Source organism: Serratia sp. TSO36, assembly GCF_057808395.1.
This window is the reverse complement of sequence record NZ_JBJZOU010000009.1, coordinates 266816-285550: the sequence shown is the minus strand read 5'-3', so window position 1 is coordinate 285550 and position 18735 is coordinate 266816. Positions and strand designations below refer to the sequence as shown.

The window sequence follows — 18735 nt, the reverse complement described above, 5'->3', positions numbered from 1 at the left end:
CCGGACCATTATTACGCGGTAAACCGCATGGTTTTCCGGCCACATAGCACAGAGTGCGGGCGCGGCATGCCGCGCCCGGCAAGGGTTACTAGACGTCCAGCAGCAGACGAGCCGGATCTTCCAGCATCTCTTTGACCGTCACCAGATAACCGACGGATTCTTTACCGTCGATCAGGCGGTGGTCATAAGACAGCGCCAGATACATCATCGGCTGGATCACCACCTGACCATTGACCGCCATTGGGCGATCTTTAATGGCGTGCATGCCCAGGATGGCGCTCTGCGGCGGGTTGATGATCGGGGTGGACATCAGGGAGCCGAATACGCCGCCGTTGGTAATGGTGAAGTTACCGCCGGTCAGCTCTTCCACGGTCAGTTTGCCGTCGCGGCCCTTAACGGCCAGCTCTTTGATTTTCTTCTCGATGTCAGCCATGCTCATGGCGTCTACATCGCGCAGTACCGGCGTCACCAGGCCGCGCGGGGTCGAAACCGCGATGCTGATGTCGAAGTAGTTGTGGTAAACCACGTCGGAACCGTCGATCGACGCGTTCACTTCCGGGAAGCGCTTCAGCGCTTCAACCACCGCCTTGATGTAGAAGGACATGAAGCCCAGACGCACGCCGTGGCGCTTCTCGAAGGCTTCGCCGTACTGCTTGCGCAGATCCATGATCGGCTGCATGTTGATTTCGTTGAAGGTGGTCAGCATCGCGGTGCTGTTCTTCGCTTCCAGCAGACGCTCGGCGACGCGTTTGCGCAGGCGAGTCATCGGCACGCGTTTTTCGCTGCGGCCGGCCAGAGCAGGCTGCGGCGCGGCTTCAGCGGCGGCGGCCGGTTTGGCGGCGGCGCCGCCTTTGGCCAGGTGCGCTTCCACGTCTTCACGCGTGATGCGGCCACCCACACCGGTGCCTTTGATGGCGCCGGCATCGAGATCGTGTTCGGCGATCAGGCGGCGAATCGCCGGGCTGAGCGCGTCATTGCTTTCTTCTTCCAGGCTCGCGGTAGCGCGCTGTGCAGGCGTGGCTTCTTTCTCCTGGCTCTTCTCAGCGGTCGGCTTGCCGGAGCTGTCGCCCGGACGGATGCGGCCGAGCAGCTGGCGAGACAGTACGGTCGCGCCCTCTTCTTCCACGATAGCATCGAGAATGCCCGCTTCACTGGCCGGCACTTCCAACACCACTTTGTCGGTTTCGATTTCAACCAGGACTTCATCACGCTGCACGCTGTCGCCCGGTTTTTTGTGCCAGGTGGCTACGGTCGCATCGGCAACCGATTCAGGAAGGTCAGGAACCAGAATATCTACGCTACTCATTTAGCTTTCCCTTAAGTTTTTTATCATCTGCTTGCCGGCCCCTCGGCCGGCAAGCGAGCGAACATTAGTCAATATTCAGCGCGTCGTTCACCAGAGCCTGCTGCTGCTTCTGGTGTACGGACATATAGCCCACCGCCGGAGAAGCGGAGGCCGGACGTCCTGCGTAACGTAAAGAAGCCCCAAACGGTACCACTTCACGGAAGTTGTGTTGGCTGCAGTACCAGGCGCCCTGGTTCAGCGGCTCTTCCTGACACCAGACGAAATCATGCACGTGCGAGTATTGCTCCAGCACGGCCTGCACGGCCTGATGCGGGAACGGATACAGCTGCTCGATACGCACGATGGCCACGTCTTTCTGCTCGTTCTTGCGACGCTGTTCCAGCAGGTCGTAGTAGACCTTACCGGAGCACAGCACGACGCGCTTGACCGCTTTCGGATCCAAGTCGTCGATCTCGCCGATCGCCGGCAGGAAGGTGCCGTTGGCCAATTCATCCAGCGAAGAAATCGCCAGCGGGTGACGCAGCAGCGACTTCGGCGACATCACCACCAGCGGACGGCGCATACCGCGCAGCGCCTGACGGCGCAGCATATGGTAAACCTGCGCCGGCGTGGACGGGACGCACACCTGCATGTTCTGCTCTGCGCACAGCTGCAGATAGCGTTCCAGACGTGCGGAAGAGTGCTCAGGGCCCTGGCCTTCATAGCCGTGCGGCAGCAGCATCACCAGGCCGCACATACGGCCCCATTTTTGCTCGCCGGAGCTGATGAACTGGTCGATAACGACCTGCGCGCCGTTGGCGAAGTCGCCGAACTGCGCTTCCCAGATGGTCAGCGTGCGCGGTTCCGCCGTGGCGTAGCCGTATTCGAACGCCAGCACCGCTTCTTCGGACAGCACGGAGTCCCAGACCTTGAATTCGCCCTGGCCGCTGTGGATGTTCGCCAGCGGCACGTAGACGGAACCGTTTTTCTGGTTGTGCACCACCGCGTGACGGTGGAAGAAGGTGCCGCGGCCGGCGTCTTCGCCGGAAATACGGATCGGAATGCCTTCATCCGCCATGGTGGCGTAGGCCAGCGTTTCGGCGGCGCCCCAGTCGAACGGCTTGTTGCCCGCCGCCATCTCGGCGCGGTCCGCGTAGATTTTCGCCACGCGCGACTGCATTTCGATCGCTTCCGGCACGGTGCTGATGCGGCGGCCCAGCTCCTGCAGGCGCTTCATCTCAACCTTGCTCGGGTACTCTTCGTCCCACTCGTGGTTCAGATACGGTGACCAGGTGAAGGAGTGCAGGTTCATCGGACGCCACTCTTCAACCACGCAATCGCCGCGGTCGAGCGCGTCGCGGTACAGGTTGACCATTTCCGTGGCATCTTCCAGGCTGGCCACGTTCTGTTCGGTCAGAACGTCAGCGTAGATTTTGCGCGGCGTAGGGTGTTTCTTGATCTTCTGATACATCACCGGCTGGGTGGCACTCGGCTCGTCGGCCTCGTTGTGCCCATGGCGACGGTAGCAGACCAGATCGATCATCACATCACGCTTAAAGGTGTTACGGAAATCCAACGCCAAGCGGGTGACGAAGGCCACGGCCTCCGGATCGTCCGCGTTGACGTGGAAGATCGGTGCCTGAACCATTTTGGCGATGTCGGTGCAGTATTCGGTAGAGCGCGCATCCAGCGGGTTGGAGGTGGTGAAACCAACCTGGTTGTTGATGACGATGCGCACGGTGCCGCCCACTTCGTAGCCGCGAGCCTGAGACATGTTCAGGGTTTCCTGAACCACGCCCTGGCCGGTGATGGCGGCGTCGCCGTGAATGGTGATCGGCAGCACCATGTTGCTGCGCGCTTCGTCCAAGCGATCGCGACGGGCGCGAACCGAGCCCATGACCACCGGGCTAACGATCTCCAGGTGCGACGGGTTGAACGCCAGCGCCAGGTGAACCATGCCGCCTTCGGTTTCGACGTCGGAAGAGAAGCCCTGGTGGTATTTCACGTCACCGGTGCCGAGGTGTTCTTTATGCTTGCCGGCGAATTCGTCGAACAGGTCGGCTGGCTTTTTGCCCAGCACGTTGATCAGCACGTTCAGACGGCCGCGGTGGGCCATGCCCAACACCACTTCGCGCGTGCCGTTCTTACCGGCGTGGCGCACCATCTCTTTCAGCATCGGCACCAGCGCGTCGCCGCCTTCCAGCGAGAAGCGTTTGGCACCCGGGAATTTGGCGCCCAGGTAACGTTCCAGGCCTTCCGCCGCGGTCAGCTCGTTCAGGAAACGGCGTTTTTCGTCGGCGGTAAAGCTGGCGCGCCCCACCACCGACTCGATGCGCTGCTGGATCCAGCGTTTCTCTTCGGTGTTGGTGATGTGCATGTACTCAGCGCCGATCGACCCGCAATAGGTCTGCTTCAGCGCGGCGTACAGATCGCCCAGCTTCATGGTTTCTTTGCCGATGGCAAAAGAGCCCACGTTGAAGGTTTCCTGGAAATCGGCTTCGGTCAGGTTGTGGTAAGCGGGATCAAGGTCAGGAACTTGCTCGCGCTGCCACAGGCCGAGCGGATCGAGGTTGGCATGCTGATGCCCGCGGAAGCGGAAGGCGTTGATCAGCTGCAGTACCTTGACCTGTTTGGCGTCGGTTTCCGGATCGGTGATGGTGGTATTGTAGCGCGCGGAGTCTTTCGCCAGGCGGCGGAAGTAATCGCGCGTTTGAGAGTGAAGCTGATCGGGTTTGACACCCGCGGTTGGTAGCTGTTGAAAAATGGAACGCCAGCTATCTTCAACGGAACCCGGATCGGTTAAGAAGTCTTCATAGAGCTGCTCTATGTAAGACTGGTTCGCGCCCGCCAGATAGGAGGAATCCAGCCAGGCCTTCATTGCGCCGTTCTGCATCATGATCCCTTAAGCTTTGAAGCTTTAGTTTTCGCCGTGGTTAACATAATTACCGTGATGAATACGGTTTGCCGTAAAACGGTTCACTCGACGTACTTGCGGCCATGACGGCCCGATACGTTCTGTTATGGACCTTGCGGTCCCTTACAAGGAACCTCTAAAAACCGGCGGAAGAACCAGGCTGCATAGCGCCGCAGCCGCGGGTCAGTTTTTAGAGGTTCCCTCCCCTATGGGATGTGCGCCGGAAAAGAGCCCGGCGCAGCATCTCATTCCGTTTATGCGCCGCGTTGCAGCAGCATGGACTTGATATGCCCGATCGCACGCGTCGGGTTCAAACCTTTAGGACATACACTGACACAATTCATAATGCTATGGCAGCGGAAAACACTAAAAGCGTCGTCCAGATCATCTAAACGTTCTTGCGTTTCCGTGTCACGGCTGTCGATCAGGAAGCGATACGCCGCCAACAGACCGGCTGGGCCGATGAACTTGTCCGGGTTCCACCAGAACGATGGGCAAGAGGTCGAGCAGCAGGCGCACAGAATGCACTCGTACAGGCCGTCCAGCTTGGCGCGCTGCTCCGGCGACTGCAGGTGCTCGCGCGCCGGCGGGTTCTTGCCGTCGTTCAGCAGGTATGGCTTGATCTTTTCATACTGGGTATAGAACTGGCCCATATCCACCACCAGATCGCGCACCACCGGCAGGCCCGGCAGCGGACGGATCACGATTTTGCCGTTGCCTTTGCGCAGCGACGAAATCGGGGTGATGCACGCCAGGCCGTTTTTACCGTTCATGTTCAGGCCGTCGGAACCGCACACGCCTTCGCGGCATGAGCGACGGAACGACAGGGTCGGGTCTTTTTCTTTCAGCTGGATCAACGCATCCAGCAGCATCATGTCGCGACCTTCTTCCGCTTCCAGGGTGTAGTCCTGCATGTGCGGCGCGTCATCGACATCCGGGTTGTAGCGATAAATGGAAAATTCGAGTTTCATCTGTCGATCTCCGCAATTAGTAAGAACGCACTTTCGGCGGGAATGCCGGGCGCAGCTTCGGTTGCATGTTCACTTCACGACGCGTCATGCTTTCCGATTGCGGCAGATACAGCGAATGGCACAGCCAGTTGGCGTCATCGCGTTCCGGGTAGTCGAAGCGGCTGTGTGCGCCACGGCTCTCGGTACGGAAGTTGGCCGACACGGCGGTGGAATACGCGGTCTCCATCAGGTTATCCAACTCCAGGCACTCGATGCGCTGGGTGTTGAACTCGCTGGAGGTATCGTCCAGGCGTGCGTTCTTCAGACGTTCACGGATCACTTTCAGTTCTTCCAGGCCCTTGGCCATCGCATCGCCTTCGCGGAATACCGAGAAGTTGTGCTGCATGCAAGACTGCAGCGCCTTGCGAATTTCGACCGGGTCTTCGCCGGAACGGGTGTTGTTCCAACGGTTCAGACGATCCAACGAGGCTTCCACGTCGGAGTCGCTGGCGTCACGGCTCACGCCCTGCTCTTCCAGTGATTCCTGCAGGTGCATGCCAGCGGAACGGCCGAACACCACCAGGTCGAGCAGCGAGTTGCCGCCCAAGCGGTTGGCGCCGTGCACCGATACGCAGGCGATTTCGCCCACGGCGAACAGCCCCGGGATCACCACGTCTTCGCCTTTCTCGTTCACGGTCAGCGCCTGGCCGGTCACCTTGGTCGGAATGCCGCCCATCATATAGTGACAGGTTGGGATAACCGGGATCGGCTCTTTCACCGGATCGACGTGCGCGAAGGTGCGGGACAGTTCCAGAATGCCCGGCAGACGGGATTCCAGCACCTCTTTACCCAGGTGATCCAGCTTCAACTTGGCGTGCGGGCCCCAAGGACCGTCGCAGCCGCGGCCTTCGCGGATTTCGATCATGATCGAACGGGCAACCACGTCGCGGCCCGCCAGATCTTTGGCGTTCGGCGCATAACGCTCCATGAAGCGCTCGCCATGTTTGTTCAGCAGGTAACCGCCTTCGCCGCGGCAGCCTTCGGTCACCAGCACGCCCGCGCCGGCGATGCCGGTCGGGTGGAACTGCCACATTTCCATGTCCTGCACCGGCACGCCGGCGCGCAGCGCCATGCCGACACCGTCGCCGGTGTTGATGTGGGCGTTGGTGGTGGACTGGTAAATACGGCCTGCGCCGCCGGTCGCCAGCACGGTGGCCTTGGCTTTGAAGTAAACCACTTCACCGGTTTCGATGCAGATAGCCGTGGTGCCGACCACCGCGCCGTCCTGGTTTTTCACCAGATCGAGCGCATACCACTCGGAGAAGATGGTGGTGTGGTTTTTCAGGTTCTGTTGGTATAGGGTGTGCAGCAGCGCGTGGCCGGTACGGTCGGCTGCAGCTGCGGTACGCGCCGCCTGCTCGCCGCCGAAGTTCAGCGACTGGCCACCGAACGGGCGCTGATAGATGCGGCCGTCGTCCAGACGAGAGAACGGCAGGCCCATGTGTTCCAGTTCCAGAATCGCTTCCGGGCCGGTTTTACACATATATTCGATGGCGTCCTGGTCACCGATATAGTCGGAACCTTTCACCGTGTCGTACATATGCCATTCCCAGTTGTCCTCGTGGCTGTTGCCGAGCGCGACGGTGATGCCGCCCTGTGCGGACACGGTATGGGAACGGGTCGGGAAAACTTTGGACAGCAGGGCACAGGTCGAGCCCGCTTGGGAAATTTGCAGCGCGGCACGCATGCCCGCACCGCCGGCGCCGATTACGACGGCATCAAACTCTCTGACTGGCAGTTTCATTTAAGCACCCCACACTACGATTGTTCCGTACAGTAAATAGACCAGCAACGCGACCACGACAGCCAGCTGCAACACCAGGCGAACCGCCAGCGGCTTGACGTAGTCCGTCAGCACCTGCCACAGCCCGATCCAGGCGTGCACCAGAATCGACAGCAAGGTCAGCAGAGTGAACACTTTCGTAATGGAAGTGGCGAAGAAACCGCGCCAGATGTCATAAGTGAGTTCCGGAGCCGTGACGAAGAAGCCCAGGATATACAGGACGTACAGGGTGATGATGATAGCGGAAGCGCGCAGCAGCAGCCAATCGTGCACGCCGTTGCGCCCTAATGCAGAAACGTTGTTTACCATACGAGGACTCCAGCCAGAACTGACAGCACGACGGTCAGGCCGATCGCCACTTGGGCGGAACGGGTACCGGCGGCCAAACTCTCTTCGATGTAGCCAAAATCCATTAACAAGTGACGGATGCCACCGCAAATGTGATAGGCCAGCGCCGTGAGGATGCCCCAGAATATGAATTTGACGATGAAGCTATTCATGATGGCGGCCGCCTGCAGGAACCCCTCTTGGGAAGAGAGTGACAGGCCCAGCAGCCAGAGGAGGATACCCACGGCAACGAAGGTAATTACGCCAGAGACTCGGTGTAAGATAGACGCTATCGCAGTTACGGGGAACCGGATCGTTTGCAGATCCAAGTTGACAGGTCGTTGTTTTTTCACGTATTTGCCCACACAGCTCTTATTATTTTCCTTCCTCCGGGCCTGGGCGGGGATCAGACAGCGTTAAGAGCCTAAAACCCTTACACGTCACGCGCTCAAACATCAACATCCTCTGTGCTCAAACGGCGCGCATTTATAACGCTGGGTGCTCCTACTTCAGGGTAATCCGGAGACCTGGCGGCAGTATAGGAGGATCACATTCTGATTACAATTCTCATACAACCGCTTTGATAACATTTCCCCCGAACAGTGATTCAGATCACGGATTTCACAATTAGTGCAAAATTAATTATCTGATTTGACAAGAGATCAACATTTCCATTACATATAGGGGCACAAACGGTCCTATGATGCGCTATGGGTCAGCAGATACACTTCCCCCCGGGTTCGAGTTGTGCAACAGTGTATTTGACGAACCTATCCCAATAGCCGTTGTTTCCCGCTCGATTTTGCCGGCGTCAAAAAGCAAATAAAGCAAATAAAAACAGATTATTGGGATAGGTTCACATCTCTTCGAACAGCTCATAGGTAAGATTAACAGACTATAACGAATTACTATGAATCGTTAACAACTGGTCACCCGTCTCGTTCGCCTGGTCAGCACTCTGTACCCTACCCGCGCACAGTTGCGCAGTCGCTCACAGAGTTAGCGTCCGCACCATTTTTTTGCGGGCAACCTGCAGAGATTTAAGGTATTTCAGTTGTTAGTGGTTTTTAAAATAAGGCGCTAAGGAGACAGTAAATGACTGATAAGAAAGCGACGCTAACCATTAACGACAGCGAAGCTCCGATCGAACTGGGCGTATTGACACCGACACTGGGCCCCGATGTCCTCGATGTCCGCGCTCTGGGTTCCAAAGGTTATTTCACATTTGATCCCGGCTTTACCTCCACCGCTTCTTGCGAATCCAAGATTACCTTCATCGACGGCGACAAAGGCGTGCTGCTGCACCGCGGCTTCCCTATCGAGCAGCTGGCGAAAGAATCTTCCTACCTGGAAGTGTGCTACATCCTGCTGTACGGCGAGACCCCAACGCCGGAAGAGTTCGAGACCTTCAAAACCACCGTCACCCGCCACACCATGATCCACGACCAGATCACCCATCTGTTCCGTGGCTTCCGTCGCGACTCGCACCCGATGGCGGTGCTGTGCGGCGTGACCGGCGCGCTGGCGGCGTTCTACCACGATGCGCTGGACGTCAACAACGAGCGTCACCGTGAAATCACCGCGTTCCGCCTGCTGTCCAAAATGCCTACCGTGGCGGCGATGTGCTACAAATACTCCCTGGGCCAGCCGTTCGTTTACCCGCGCAACGATCTGTCCTATGCCGGCAACTTCCTGCACATGATGTTCGCCACCCCGTGCGAAGAGTACGTGGTGAACCCGGTGCTGGAACGCGCCATGGATCGCATCCTGATCCTGCACGCCGACCATGAGCAGAACGCCTCTACCTCTACCGTGCGCACCGCCGGCTCTTCCGGCGCCAACCCGTTCGCCTGCATCGCGGCCGGCATCGCCTCCCTGTGGGGGCCGGCACACGGCGGCGCCAACGAAGCGGCGCTGAAAATGCTGGAAGAGATCAAGACCGTCGAGCACATTCCGGAATTCATCAAGCGCGCCAAGGACAAGAACGACTCCTTCCGCCTGATGGGCTTCGGCCACCGCGTGTACAAGAACTACGATCCGCGCGCTACCGTGATGCGCGAAACCTGTCACGAAGTGCTGAAAGAGCTGAACAAGAAGGACGACAACCTGCTGCAGGTGGCGATGGAGCTGGAACACATCGCGCTGAACGACCCGTACTTCATCGAGAAGAAACTGTACCCGAATGTCGACTTCTACTCCGGCATCATCCTGAAGGCGATGGGCATTCCTTCTTCCATGTTCACCGTAATCTTCGCCATTGCGCGCACCATCGGCTGGATCGCCCACTGGAACGAAATGCACGACGAAGGCATCAAAATTGCCCGTCCGCGTCAGCTGTACACCGGCTATGCCGAACGCGATTTCAAATCCCAGCTGAAAAACAAGTAAGCCGCTTTCCCGTCTGAAACCGCACAGCGCCGCCCCTTCGGGCGGCGTTTTTTTTGGTTATTTCTGGCAGCCCGGGCACCAATAAAACGGCCGCGACGACAGCTCGGTACGCACGATCATCTCACCGCAGCGTTCGCAGGGCTCGCCGCTGCGATGAAACACCTTGAAGCGAAACAGCGCGCCGTGATGCCGGTTGTCATCCGCCTGCCCGCGCGTCTGGTAGGAAAGGCGCGGCACTGCCAGCAATGCTTCCGCCAGGCGGCGCAGCGCTTCCGGCGGCAGAACCTGCGGTTTGTGCTGCGGTGCCAGTTCGGCCTGCCACAGGATTTCGGCGCGCAGATAATTGCCCAATCCGGCGAGAAACGCCTGGTCGAGCAGCATGCCACCCAACTGCCGGCGGCGAAAACGCGGCGTCAGCAACCGCTCCACCACATCGTCTACCGTCAACGACATGTCCAACACGTCGGGGCCGATGCGTTGCAAAAACGGGTGTTGCTCTATTTCCTCGCGCGGCCCGACGGTAATGTCGGAAGCGCTGTAGAGCAATATCGCGCTGCGGGCGGTTTCCAGCCGCACCCGCAGATCGCGCCTGGTCTCCGGCGTCTCCCCGGCCGCCGCCACTTTCCACACGCCGTACAGCTGGTTGTGGCTGTACATCGTCAACCCATTGGAGAAATGGGTCAGCAGCGCCTTGCCGCGCGGCTCGATGGCGACGATGCGCTCGCCGAGCAGACGCTGGCGGTAGTGTTTCAGCTGGGGAAAAGCGAAATCGACGGCGGTCAGCGGCTGATCGATCACCGCCGCCGCCAGTTTGTCCGCCGCCCGGCGAATCTCCGGTCCTTCCGGCATAGACCACTCCTTGCGTAGACCCGGCGCAGCCCGATGCGCCGGGGATGACATGATTAATGCGTCGCGCCGCCCACCACTTTCAGATCGTGCTCCACCTGCAAAGCGATGGAAACGGCCAGCTCCAATGCAAACAGCACCGTCGAAGCCGCCATGCTCGGCGCGCCGGGGTGCGCCGCCGCCTGCTCCGGCAGATACGGGATATGGATAAAGCCGCCCTTCACCTCACGCTGGCCGCTCAAACGGTGCAGCAAGCCATACATGACATGGTTGCACACGTAGGTGCCGGCGGTCTGCGAAACGGCGGCCGGAATGCCGGCCTCACGCATCGAACTGACCATCGCTTTAATCGGCAAGGTACTGAAATAGGCCGCCGGGCCGCCGGCGACGATCGGCTCGTCCACCGGCTGTTGCCCCTGATTGTCGGGGATACGCGCATCGTCGACGTTGATCGCCACCCGTTCAATCGTGATGTCGGTGCGGCCGCCGGCCTGGCCGATAGCCAGCACCATCACCGGCTGCACCTCGTCGATCGCCGCATTGAGCGCGTCCAGCGCCGCGCCGAACACGCACGGCAGCTGGCGCGCCACGATGCGCGTGCCGACCAGCTCCATATCATTGAGCTGCTTCACCACTTCCCAGGAGGGGTTAAGGCGCTCGCCGCCAAACGGCTCAAAGCCGGTAATCAATACTTTTTGCATCCTTACTCCTACAGGAACATCAGGAAATACAGCAGGAACACGTTAACCAACAGCAGCAGCACGCCGGTCGGCACCTGCGCCTTGATCACCGCATTCTTGTCCGGCAGCTCCAGCAGCGCCGCCGGCACGATGTTGAAGTTCGCCGCCATCGGCGTCATCAGGGTGCCGCAATAGCCGGAGAACATGCCGATCGCCGCCATCACCGCCGGGTTGCCGCCGTGTTGCAGCACCAAGATCGGAATGCCGATGCCGGCGGTAACGATCGGGAAAGCGGCGAAGGCGTTGCCCATCACCATGGTCAGCACCGCCATACCGATAGCGTAGACCGCCACGGCGATAAAGCGGTTATCGACCGCCAGATACTCCTGGGTCAAATGCGAGATCGCGGTGCCGACGCCGGCGACGGTAAACAGCAGCCCCAGCGTGGCGAGGATCTGCGGCAGAATGAACGCCCAGCCGATCGAATCCAGCAAGCGCCGCGCTTCCTGCACTGGCTGCAGGGCCTTCTCGTGGGTCATTTTCACCGCGATCGCCAGGCCAATCAGGCAGCCGACGGTCATCGAGAACAGGGTGATCAGCGTCGCATGGTTGCCGCTGCCGAATACTGCGCTTTGCAACGCCGGCACGTTGTTGAACAACAGCACGCCGATCACCGTCACCACCGGGATTGCCAGAGCGGGGATAAACAGCTTGTTGCCCAGGCGCTTGGCGCTGGCCTCGCGCTCCTGCGGCGCCCGCTGGTGATAGCTGCCGAGGCGCACACCGCCAAAGCCGGCGATCAGGGCCATCACCACCACCACCACGCCAACGATGATATGCAGCATGCGTTTTTCGTTGCTGCCCTCGCCCAGCACGTCGCCCAGCAGGCGGTAAGTCCAGTCGCCGACCAGGAACACCAGGCCGTACAGCCCCCAAAACAGCCCGGTGGTGATGCGGCGCGGGTTGGCGCGATCGCGTAAGGACATCACCGCCACAATCAGCAGCACCGCGCCGGCCAGCCAGTAGAGGTATTGTTGCTGGAAGTTCATCGTGCCTCCCCCTTCGCCTGCAGCACCGCCTGATTCAGCTGCGCCAGCTCGGCGCTCAGCTGCTTATCCATCCGATACAGCCGAAACGCGTGGATCAGGAAAGCGAAAATCGCGGTCGGAATGCCCCACAGCGCGATATGCAGCGGCTCGGTCTGAATGCCGCCGGACTCCAGCATAAAGTTGTGCATGAAGATGATCGCGCCGAAAGCGACGAAGATATCCTCGCCGAAGAACAGCCCGACGTTGTCGGTCGCGGCCGACATGGCGCGCAGGCGGTGGCGCGTGCGCTCCGGCAGCTCGCCGTAGCGGTTTTCCGTCGCCCCTTCCGCCATCGGCGCCAGCAGCGGCCGCACCATCTGCGGATGCCCGCCCAGGCTGGTCAGCCCCATCGCCGCGGTAATCTCGCGCACAAACAGGTAGACGATCAGCAGACGGCCGGCGGTGGCGCTTTTGATCCTGGCGATCCACGCCTGCGCACGCTCTTTCAGCCCGTGGCGCTCCAGCAGGCCGATCACCGCCAGCGGCAGCAGCAGGATCAGCGGCAAGTTGCGGGTATTGAGAAAGCCCTCGCCGAGCTTTTCCAGAATGACGTCCAGCGGCATCAGCGCCGCCAGACCGGTGATGATACCGGCGGCGATCACCACCAGCACCGGGTTGAAACGCAATACAAACCCGACCACGATGGCGGCGATGCCGATCAGTGGCCAGAGATTCACGGCCTGTTCCATAGTCTTCCCTCGATATTTTCTAATAGTTTTTTGCTTGTGATGTTGTGTCTTGCTTTACTGCTCCGCGCTGACGCGGATGCCCTGCTGAACAAAACTGTCCCGCAGCTTGCGCGCATACGCCAGCGCATGCTCGCCGTCCCCGTGCAGGCAGACGGTTTCCGCCTGAACGGCGGTCCAGACGCCATCCACGCTGCGCACCCGGTGATGGCGCACCATCTCCAGCGTTTGCGCCAGCGCCTGTTCGTCATCCTCAATCAGCGCCCCCGGCAAACTGCGCGGCACCAGCGTGCCGTCGGCCTGATAGCCGCGATCGGCGAACACCTCTTGCCGGGTGGTCAGACCGAGTTGTTCCCCGGCGCGGATCAGTTCGCTGCCGGCCAGCCCCACCAGCCGCAGCGCCGGATCGACCGCCTGCACCGCCCGGGCGATCGCTTCCGCCAGCGCCGGCTCAACCGCCGCCTGGTTGTACAGCATGCCGTGCGGCTTAACGTGCACCATCACCCCGCCCTCGGCGCGGGCGATGGCCGCCAGCGCCCCGAGCTGATACACCACCTGTGCGTACACCGTTTCCGGCGGCAGTTGCATGCGGGTGCGGCCGAAGTTCTCCCGATCGGGAAAACTCGGGTGAGCGCCGATCGCCACGCCGTACTGTAATGCCCAGCGCACCGACTGACGCATGGTCTGCGCATCGCCGGCGTGGAAGCCGCAGGCGATGTTGGCCGAGCTCACCAATTGCAACAGCGCCTGGTCGTTGGCGCAGCCTTCGCCGAGATCGGCGTTCAAATCAACGATCATGTAACCCCCAGGCAATCTGTCGAAGGAAGAGATCCTGCTCGGCTTTGGCGCGCTGCGCCTCCGCCAGTGAGCAGAGAACGAAGTGGATCGGTTCGCCGAGACGGATCTGCGCCAAGTGGTAGAGATCGGCCTCGATCACGCAGGCGATACGCGGGTAACCGCCGGTAGTTTGCGCATCGGCCATCAGCACGATCGGCTGGCCGTTGTGCGGCACCTGCACCACGCCGGGCAGCAGGCCGTGCGACAGCATCTCGCGGTCGGTGGTGCGCGCCAGCGGCGTGCCGCCGTGCAGGCGGTAGCCCATGCGGTTGCTCTGCGGGCTGAGCTGCCAGGCGGTGCGCCAGAACGTGTCCTGCGCCTCTTCGCTGAACTCAGCGTACTCCGGCCCCGGCAGCGCGCGAATGCGGTTGGTGAACAGCAGCTGCTTCACGCCGCAGCGGTGTTGCGGCAGCGCGGTGGATTTGCCCAGCGGCAGCCGATCGCCATCCTTCAGATTACGGCCTTCGTGGCCGCCAAAGGCGGCTTTCATGTCGGTGCTGCACGAGCCCAGCATTTCCGGCACGGCGATGCCGCCCGAGATCGCCAGGTAGCTGCGCATGCCGCGTTTCGGCGTGCCCAGCGCCAGCCGCTGCCCCTTTTTCACCGGGTAGCGCCAGCCGGTCCACAGCGGCTTGCCGTCCAGCTGCGCGTCGCAGCCGGCACCGGTCAAGGCGATCCAGCCAGGGCGGGTAAACTCGGCGCTGAACTGGCCGAGGGTGATCTCCAGCCCGGCGGCCTCCGGCGCATTGCCCACCAGCAGGTTGGCGATCTTCAACGCCGGTTGATCCAGCGCCCCGCCGGTGCTGATGCCCAGGCGTCGGAATCCCTCGCGGCCCAAATCCTGCACCGTGGTATAGATGCCGGCACGCAGAATAATCAGCATACGCCCTCCTTCTGCGGCACGAAGCGCACGTTATCGCCCGGGCGCAGCAGCGTCGGCGGCATTTCATGCGGATTGAACAGCGCCAACGGCGTGCGGCCGATCAGCTGCCAGCCGCCGGGCGTCACCAGCGGATAGATACCGGTCTGGCCGCCGCCGATGCCAACGGAGCCGGCCGCCACCGCCAGACGCGGCTCAGCGCGGCGCGGCGTCGCCAGTTGTTCCGGCATGCCGCCCAAATAGGAGAAGCCCGGCTGAAAGCCGAGGAAATAGACCACGTAGGCCGCCGCCGCGTGGCATTCCACCACCTGCCGCGGCGTCATGCCGGTATGGCGCGCCACTTCAACCAGATCGGGGCCTTGTTCCCCGCCGTAGACCACCGGAATATCCACCTGGCGCGATTCCGGCGTCAGGCTCTCTTTGCTTTCCCAACCTTGCTGCAGCAATGCGAGCATCGCTTCGGCGTCGGCCTGCGGCGTATGCAGCAACAGCGTCAGGTTATTCATCCCCGGCACCACTTCCCGCACGTCGGGATGGTGATTCAGCTTTTCCGCCAGCGCCCAGATGCGCTGCTGGCTCGGTAAGGTCACCGGCGGCGACAGTTCAAGCACTACCGCTCTTTCACCCAACAGGTAATAACGTGCTTGTTGCACCCTTATTCTCCTTATTATTATCGCGATGAAAAACACACCAGTTATGCGTGACGCGGCCCCGGCTGTCAATAGAACGCAACCATAGGGAAAATAAGGAAATAGCGCGGTAGAAGGATTCAGCCGGCGCGCAGGCCGGGCTGGATCCGGGGAAGAAAAAAATCAGGCGGGATTCGGGATGTCGATAAAGGTCACATCAAAGCCGTGGTGCTGCGCCAGCCAGTCGCCCAGCGCCTTCACGCCGCCGCGCTCGGTGGCGTGGTGGCCGGCGGCGAAGAAATGCACGCCCATTTCGCGCGCGCTGTGAATGGTCTGCTCAGACACTTCACCGCTGATGAACGCATCGACGCCGAAGCGCGCCGCGCTGTCGATAAAGCCCTGGCCGCCACCGGTGCACCAGGCCACCCGGCGAATGTGCTCAGGCGCGTTATCGCCGCAGTGCAGCACCGCGCGCCCCAGCCGGCTTTCGATACGCTGCTGCAGCGCTTCGCCGGTCAGCGGCTGTTCAAATTCACCGTGCGGCACCAGCGGCTCGACGTCGCCAATCACCCGAATGCCCAGCGCCTGCGCCAGCTGCGCGTTGTTGCCCAGCACCGGATGCGCGTCCAGCGGCAGGTGGTAGCCGTACAGGTTGATATCATGGGTCAGCAGCGTTTTCAGGCGGTTGCGCTTCATGCCGCGCACCGCCGGCGCCTCGTTTTTCCAGAAATAGCCGTGGTGCACGATAATCGCGTCGGCCTGATGCGCCACCGCGGCGTCCAGCAGCGCCTGACAGGCGGTGACGCCGGTCACGATGCGCTGCACGTGCGGGCGGCCTTCCACCTGCAATCCGTTGGGGGCGTAGTCCTGAAACGCCGCGGCGTTCAGTTCCGTGTTGATCAGTTGTTCCAGATCGAGGTTACGCATTCTCTTCTCTCTTCATAGTCAAAATGTCTGCCGGTCGCCCTGCGCCATCAGGATGAATTTCACCCCCAGATCGTTGCCCTGCGCCAGCTGTTGCGCAATGGCGGCGCGCGTGTCTTCGCCCTGCTTCAGGCTGGGCTTGATATGGCTGATCGCCACCGGCAAACCGTTCAGCGAGCCTTCGCCGCCGCTGTACTGCGTCAGGTTCTTCAGCTCCTTCAGCAGCCAGGCCGGTGTCAAATGGCCGTACAGATGTTTGTCCTCCACCCCATTAGGGTAAGAGGTTTCGATAATCATGCCCTTGAGCTTCTTCTGCTCGACAAGCGGCCCCAGCGCGCGCCAGACGGTATCGAGATCGCGCGACTGCTCGACCTTATCCGGCCCGGTATCGCCGAAGTAGGCGAAGAACTCGCTGCCGTTGGAAATCAGCAGCATCGACGACGGATAGCGATCGTGGCTGAGCGGGTACATCACGCCGGTCAATCCGGTCAGACCGAGGGTAAACCGCTGCTGCGGCCGCACCGTTTGCAGCCGGTAGGTACCCAGCCGCGAGCCGTTGCCGGCGTCGGTAAAGTTCGGCCACGCCTTCCAGTTGAAGTAGTGATTACGCAGGGTCAGTACGGTGTCCGCTTGGGCGTAAACGGTTTTTTTATTGTCCTCGGGTGAGCCGACGATCAGCCCCGCCACGTGGTCCAAATGGCCGTGGCTGATAAAGTAACTGCCGATCAACTGCCGGAACACATAGCCCTGCGGCGTGTAAGGCGCGGCCAGCTCGGGCGTCACCTGCGGGAAACTGCCCTTCTCCAGCCCTTTGGCGATGCCCGGCAGCAGCGAACCGGCGTCCAGCGCCACATACCGCGGCTGATTGTCGCTGCGGATCAGGTAGGAGGTCAGGTTGCCGTCGCTGACGCCGCCGTCGACGCCGAGCGCCACCACGTCAAAGCCGGCGATCGCCAGCGCGGAATAGCCGCTCAGGCACAGGGCCAGCACCTTTTTCATCATTGCATCGCTCCTTGCAGTTGCCTCAAGACTCTCCCCGTTTTGCCGCCTCGAACGCCGCCAGCGTCTCCAGCCGGGCTTGCTTATGATCGACGATCGGCAGCGGGTAGTTCAGCGTGCATCGCTGCTTTTCCGCCCAGCGATGGGGATGATGGATGTCATTGTCGGGCACATCCGCCAGTTCCGGCAACCATTTACGGATAAAAGTGCCTTGTGGATCAAAACGTTCACCCTGAGTCGTCGGGTTGAAGATGCGGAAATACGGCGCGGCGTCGGTGCCGGTGGATGCCGCCCACTGCCAGCCGCCGTTATTGGCCGCCAGATCCCCATCCAGCAGTTGCGACATGAAATAGCGCTCCCCGGCGCGCCAGTCGATCAACAGATCCTTCACCAGAAAACTGGCACTGATCATGCGCAGCCGGTTGTGCATCCAGCCGGTGGCGTTCAGCTGGCGCATGGCGGCATCGACGATCGGGTAGCCAGTCTCGCCCCGCTGCCAGGCGTGCAGCTTCGCCGCGTCATCGCACCAGCGCACCTTGTCCGTCCAGGCAATAAACGGCCGATGGCGGCACAGATCGGGATAGGCCACCAGCAGATGGCGATAGAACTCACGCCAAATCAGCTCGTTGAGCCAGGCGAAGGCACCGCTTTCGCGATCTTCCAGCAGCTGCGGGCATTCGGCGCGCAGGCGGTTGAAGCACTGGCGCGGCGACAGCACGCCGATCGCCAGATAGGGCGACAGGCTACTGGTGCCGGCGAGGGCCGGCAGATCGCGCTGCCGGAGGTAATCCTGCACCTGCTCGCGGCAAAAGGCGCGCAGCCGCTGCAACGCGGCCTCCTCGCCGGCGGGATAGCCATCCCCAGTCTCCGCCGTAGGGTAATCGAATGCCGCCGGCGCCTCAGGCGCAGGCAACGCGCCACCGGCGCGGATCTTCGGCGCCGGCAGGCAGCTCACGTCGGACTCGGTCAGGCGCTGAATGAAGGCGTTGCGAAACGGCGTATAAACCTTGTACATCTCGCCGCCGCCGGTGAGTACGCTGCCCGGCGGCAACAGCAGGCTGTCATCGAAACCGTGGCACCTCACCCGGCCGCTCAACCGCTGTTCCAGCCGCGCATCGCGCCGCCGTTCGTTCAGTTCGTACTGGCGATTGTAAAACAGCGCATCCACCTGCTCCCGCTCGCAATAGTCCGCCAGCCAGTCGATCGACGCGGCAAAGTCCGCACAGGAATGGCAATACAGCGCAACGCCCTTGTGCGCCAGCGCCTGCTGCACCGCCTGCAGGCTGGCGTGGATCAGCGCCGCCTGCCGCGGCGCCATCTCATGTTGCCGCCACTGCTGCGGGGTGGCGATAAACACCGCCAGCACCCGGGCTTCGGGATCGCTGCAGGCGGCGTGCAGCGCTTTGTTGTCGGTGATACGCAGATCGTTACGCAACCAGACCAGATGCGTGGTCATAAA

17 protein-coding genes are annotated in these 18735 nt (G+C 61.3%); 1 reads left to right on the top strand and 16 read right to left on the bottom strand.

Translation table 11 applies throughout. From position 1 onward, the window contains the following. Window positions 1-88: 88 nt before the first annotated feature. From odhB to sdhC, 6 genes are all read right to left on the bottom strand, one after another. Complete coding sequence (odhB, locus tag ACK3CV_RS06665) at window positions 89-1306, bottom strand: 2-oxoglutarate dehydrogenase complex dihydrolipoyllysine-residue succinyltransferase (protein WP_033637469.1); 1218 nt, start codon at window positions 1304-1306, stop codon at window positions 89-91. Window positions 1307-1370: 64 nt separating this feature from the next. Next, entirely contained in the window at window positions 1371-4178 is a 2808-nt protein-coding gene (gene sucA / locus ACK3CV_RS06660; protein WP_033647497.1) for a 2-oxoglutarate dehydrogenase E1 component, read from the bottom strand. Window positions 4179-4453: 275 nt separating this feature from the next. Continuing rightward, window positions 4454-5170, bottom strand: a complete 717-nt coding sequence (locus ACK3CV_RS06655; RefSeq protein ID WP_004939885.1) for a succinate dehydrogenase iron-sulfur subunit — start codon at window positions 5168-5170, stop codon at window positions 4454-4456. A gap of 16 nt (window positions 5171-5186) precedes the next feature. After that, window positions 5187-6953, bottom strand: coding sequence for a succinate dehydrogenase flavoprotein subunit (gene sdhA, locus ACK3CV_RS06650; protein ID WP_015376974.1), 1767 nt, complete (start codon window positions 6951-6953; stop codon window positions 5187-5189). Beyond that, entirely contained in the window at window positions 6954-7301 is a 348-nt protein-coding gene (gene sdhD / locus ACK3CV_RS06645; protein ID WP_004939891.1) for a succinate dehydrogenase membrane anchor subunit, read from the bottom strand. Next, complete coding sequence (gene sdhC, locus ACK3CV_RS06640) at window positions 7295-7684, bottom strand: succinate dehydrogenase cytochrome b556 subunit (RefSeq protein WP_004939893.1); 390 nt, start codon at window positions 7682-7684, stop codon at window positions 7295-7297. Before sdhC ends, sdhD begins: the two co-directional genes overlap by 7 nt. A 730-nt stretch (window positions 7685-8414) precedes the next feature. Between sdhC and ACK3CV_RS06635 the strand changes: the two genes are divergently transcribed. Continuing rightward, window positions 8415-9707, top strand: a complete 1293-nt coding sequence (locus ACK3CV_RS06635; protein ID WP_016928730.1) for a citrate synthase — start codon at window positions 8415-8417, stop codon at window positions 9705-9707. A 57-nt stretch (window positions 9708-9764) separates the two neighbouring features. On the opposite strand, the gene nei is transcribed toward ACK3CV_RS06635, so the two are convergent. The 10 genes from nei to phrB form a co-directional block, all read right to left on the bottom strand. After that, on the bottom strand, window positions 9765-10556 hold the full coding sequence (gene nei, locus ACK3CV_RS06630; RefSeq protein WP_164038690.1) for an endonuclease VIII: 792 nt from the start codon (window positions 10554-10556) through the stop codon (window positions 9765-9767). Window positions 10557-10609: 53 nt separating this feature from the next. After that, window positions 10610-11254 carry a pyroglutamyl-peptidase I gene (gene pcp / locus ACK3CV_RS06625; RefSeq protein WP_033655163.1) on the bottom strand — a complete coding sequence of 215 codons (645 nt, stop codon included), beginning with the start codon at window positions 11252-11254 and terminating at the stop codon, window positions 10610-10612. A gap of 8 nt (window positions 11255-11262) precedes the next feature. Further along, window positions 11263-12282, bottom strand: coding sequence for a DUF979 domain-containing protein (locus ACK3CV_RS06620; protein ID WP_164038692.1), 1020 nt, complete (start codon window positions 12280-12282; stop codon window positions 11263-11265). Then, window positions 12279-13010 (bottom strand): DUF969 domain-containing protein, encoded by a 732-nt coding sequence (locus ACK3CV_RS06615; protein ID WP_164038695.1) that lies wholly within the window; start codon window positions 13008-13010, stop codon window positions 12279-12281. Before ACK3CV_RS06615 ends, ACK3CV_RS06620 begins: the two co-directional genes overlap by 4 nt. A 54-nt stretch (window positions 13011-13064) precedes the next feature. Continuing rightward, complete coding sequence (gene pxpA / locus ACK3CV_RS06610) at window positions 13065-13805, bottom strand: 5-oxoprolinase subunit PxpA (protein WP_033637466.1); 741 nt, start codon at window positions 13803-13805, stop codon at window positions 13065-13067. Then, window positions 13795-14727 carry a 5-oxoprolinase subunit PxpC gene (gene pxpC / locus ACK3CV_RS06605; protein WP_033637465.1) on the bottom strand — a complete coding sequence of 311 codons (933 nt, stop codon included), beginning with the start codon at window positions 14725-14727 and terminating at the stop codon, window positions 13795-13797. The genes pxpA and pxpC overlap by 11 nt, the downstream gene beginning before the upstream one ends. Continuing rightward, entirely contained in the window at window positions 14721-15377 is a 657-nt protein-coding gene (gene pxpB / locus ACK3CV_RS06600; protein ID WP_204280367.1) for a 5-oxoprolinase subunit PxpB, read from the bottom strand. The genes pxpC and pxpB overlap by 7 nt, the downstream gene beginning before the upstream one ends. 159 nt (window positions 15378-15536) lie before the next feature. Then, the gene (locus tag ACK3CV_RS06595; RefSeq protein WP_025301873.1) at window positions 15537-16280 is read right to left on the bottom strand and encodes a type 2 GTP cyclohydrolase I; all 744 of its coding nucleotides are present in this window, start codon (window positions 16278-16280) and stop codon (window positions 15537-15539) included. A gap of 18 nt (window positions 16281-16298) precedes the next feature. After that, window positions 16299-17279: an MBL fold metallo-hydrolase gene (locus ACK3CV_RS06590; protein ID WP_164038699.1), complete on the bottom strand. Its 981-nt coding sequence runs from the start codon at window positions 17277-17279 to the stop codon at window positions 16299-16301. A gap of 22 nt (window positions 17280-17301) precedes the next feature. Then, window positions 17302-18732 carry a deoxyribodipyrimidine photo-lyase gene (gene phrB, locus ACK3CV_RS06585; protein ID WP_164038701.1) on the bottom strand — a complete coding sequence of 477 codons (1431 nt, stop codon included), beginning with the start codon at window positions 18730-18732 and terminating at the stop codon, window positions 17302-17304. Between the last annotated feature and the right edge of the window lie 3 nt (window positions 18733-18735).

What these genes read in the sequence shown, in the direction of transcription:
- odhB (WP_033637469.1), bottom strand. Translation starts at nt 1,306, where the DNA reads ATGAGTAGCGTAGATATTCTGGTTCCTGACCTTCCTGAATCGGTTGCC.
- sucA (WP_033647497.1), bottom strand. Translation starts at nt 4,178, where the DNA reads ATGCAGAACGGCGCAATGAAGGCCTGGCTGGATTCCTCCTATCTGGCG.
- ACK3CV_RS06655 (WP_004939885.1), bottom strand. Translation starts at nt 5,170, where the DNA reads ATGAAACTCGAATTTTCCATTTATCGCTACAACCCGGATGTCGATGAC.
- sdhA (WP_015376974.1), bottom strand. Translation starts at nt 6,953, where the DNA reads ATGAAACTGCCAGTCAGAGAGTTTGATGCCGTCGTAATCGGCGCCGGC.
- sdhD (WP_004939891.1), bottom strand. Translation starts at nt 7,301, where the DNA reads ATGGTAAACAACGTTTCTGCATTAGGGCGCAACGGCGTGCACGATTGG.
- ACK3CV_RS06635 (WP_016928730.1), top strand. Translation starts at nt 8,415, where the DNA reads ATGACTGATAAGAAAGCGACGCTAACCATTAACGACAGCGAAGCTCCG.
- nei (WP_164038690.1), bottom strand. Translation starts at nt 10,556, where the DNA reads ATGCCGGAAGGACCGGAGATTCGCCGGGCGGCGGACAAACTGGCGGCG.
- pcp (WP_033655163.1), bottom strand. Translation starts at nt 11,254, where the DNA reads ATGCAAAAAGTATTGATTACCGGCTTTGAGCCGTTTGGCGGCGAGCGC.
- ACK3CV_RS06620 (WP_164038692.1), bottom strand. Translation starts at nt 12,282, where the DNA reads ATGAACTTCCAGCAACAATACCTCTACTGGCTGGCCGGCGCGGTGCTG.
- ACK3CV_RS06615 (WP_164038695.1), bottom strand. Translation starts at nt 13,010, where the DNA reads ATGGAACAGGCCGTGAATCTCTGGCCACTGATCGGCATCGCCGCCATC.
- pxpA (WP_033637466.1), bottom strand. Translation starts at nt 13,805, where the DNA reads ATGATCGTTGATTTGAACGCCGATCTCGGCGAAGGCTGCGCCAACGAC.
- pxpC (WP_033637465.1), bottom strand. Translation starts at nt 14,727, where the DNA reads ATGCTGATTATTCTGCGTGCCGGCATCTATACCACGGTGCAGGATTTG.
- ACK3CV_RS06595 (WP_025301873.1), bottom strand. Translation starts at nt 16,280, where the DNA reads ATGCGTAACCTCGATCTGGAACAACTGATCAACACGGAACTGAACGCC.
- ACK3CV_RS06590 (WP_164038699.1), bottom strand. Translation starts at nt 17,279, where the DNA reads ATGATGAAAAAGGTGCTGGCCCTGTGCCTGAGCGGCTATTCCGCGCTG.
- phrB (WP_164038701.1), bottom strand. Translation starts at nt 18,732, where the DNA reads ATGACCACGCATCTGGTCTGGTTGCGTAACGATCTGCGTATCACCGAC.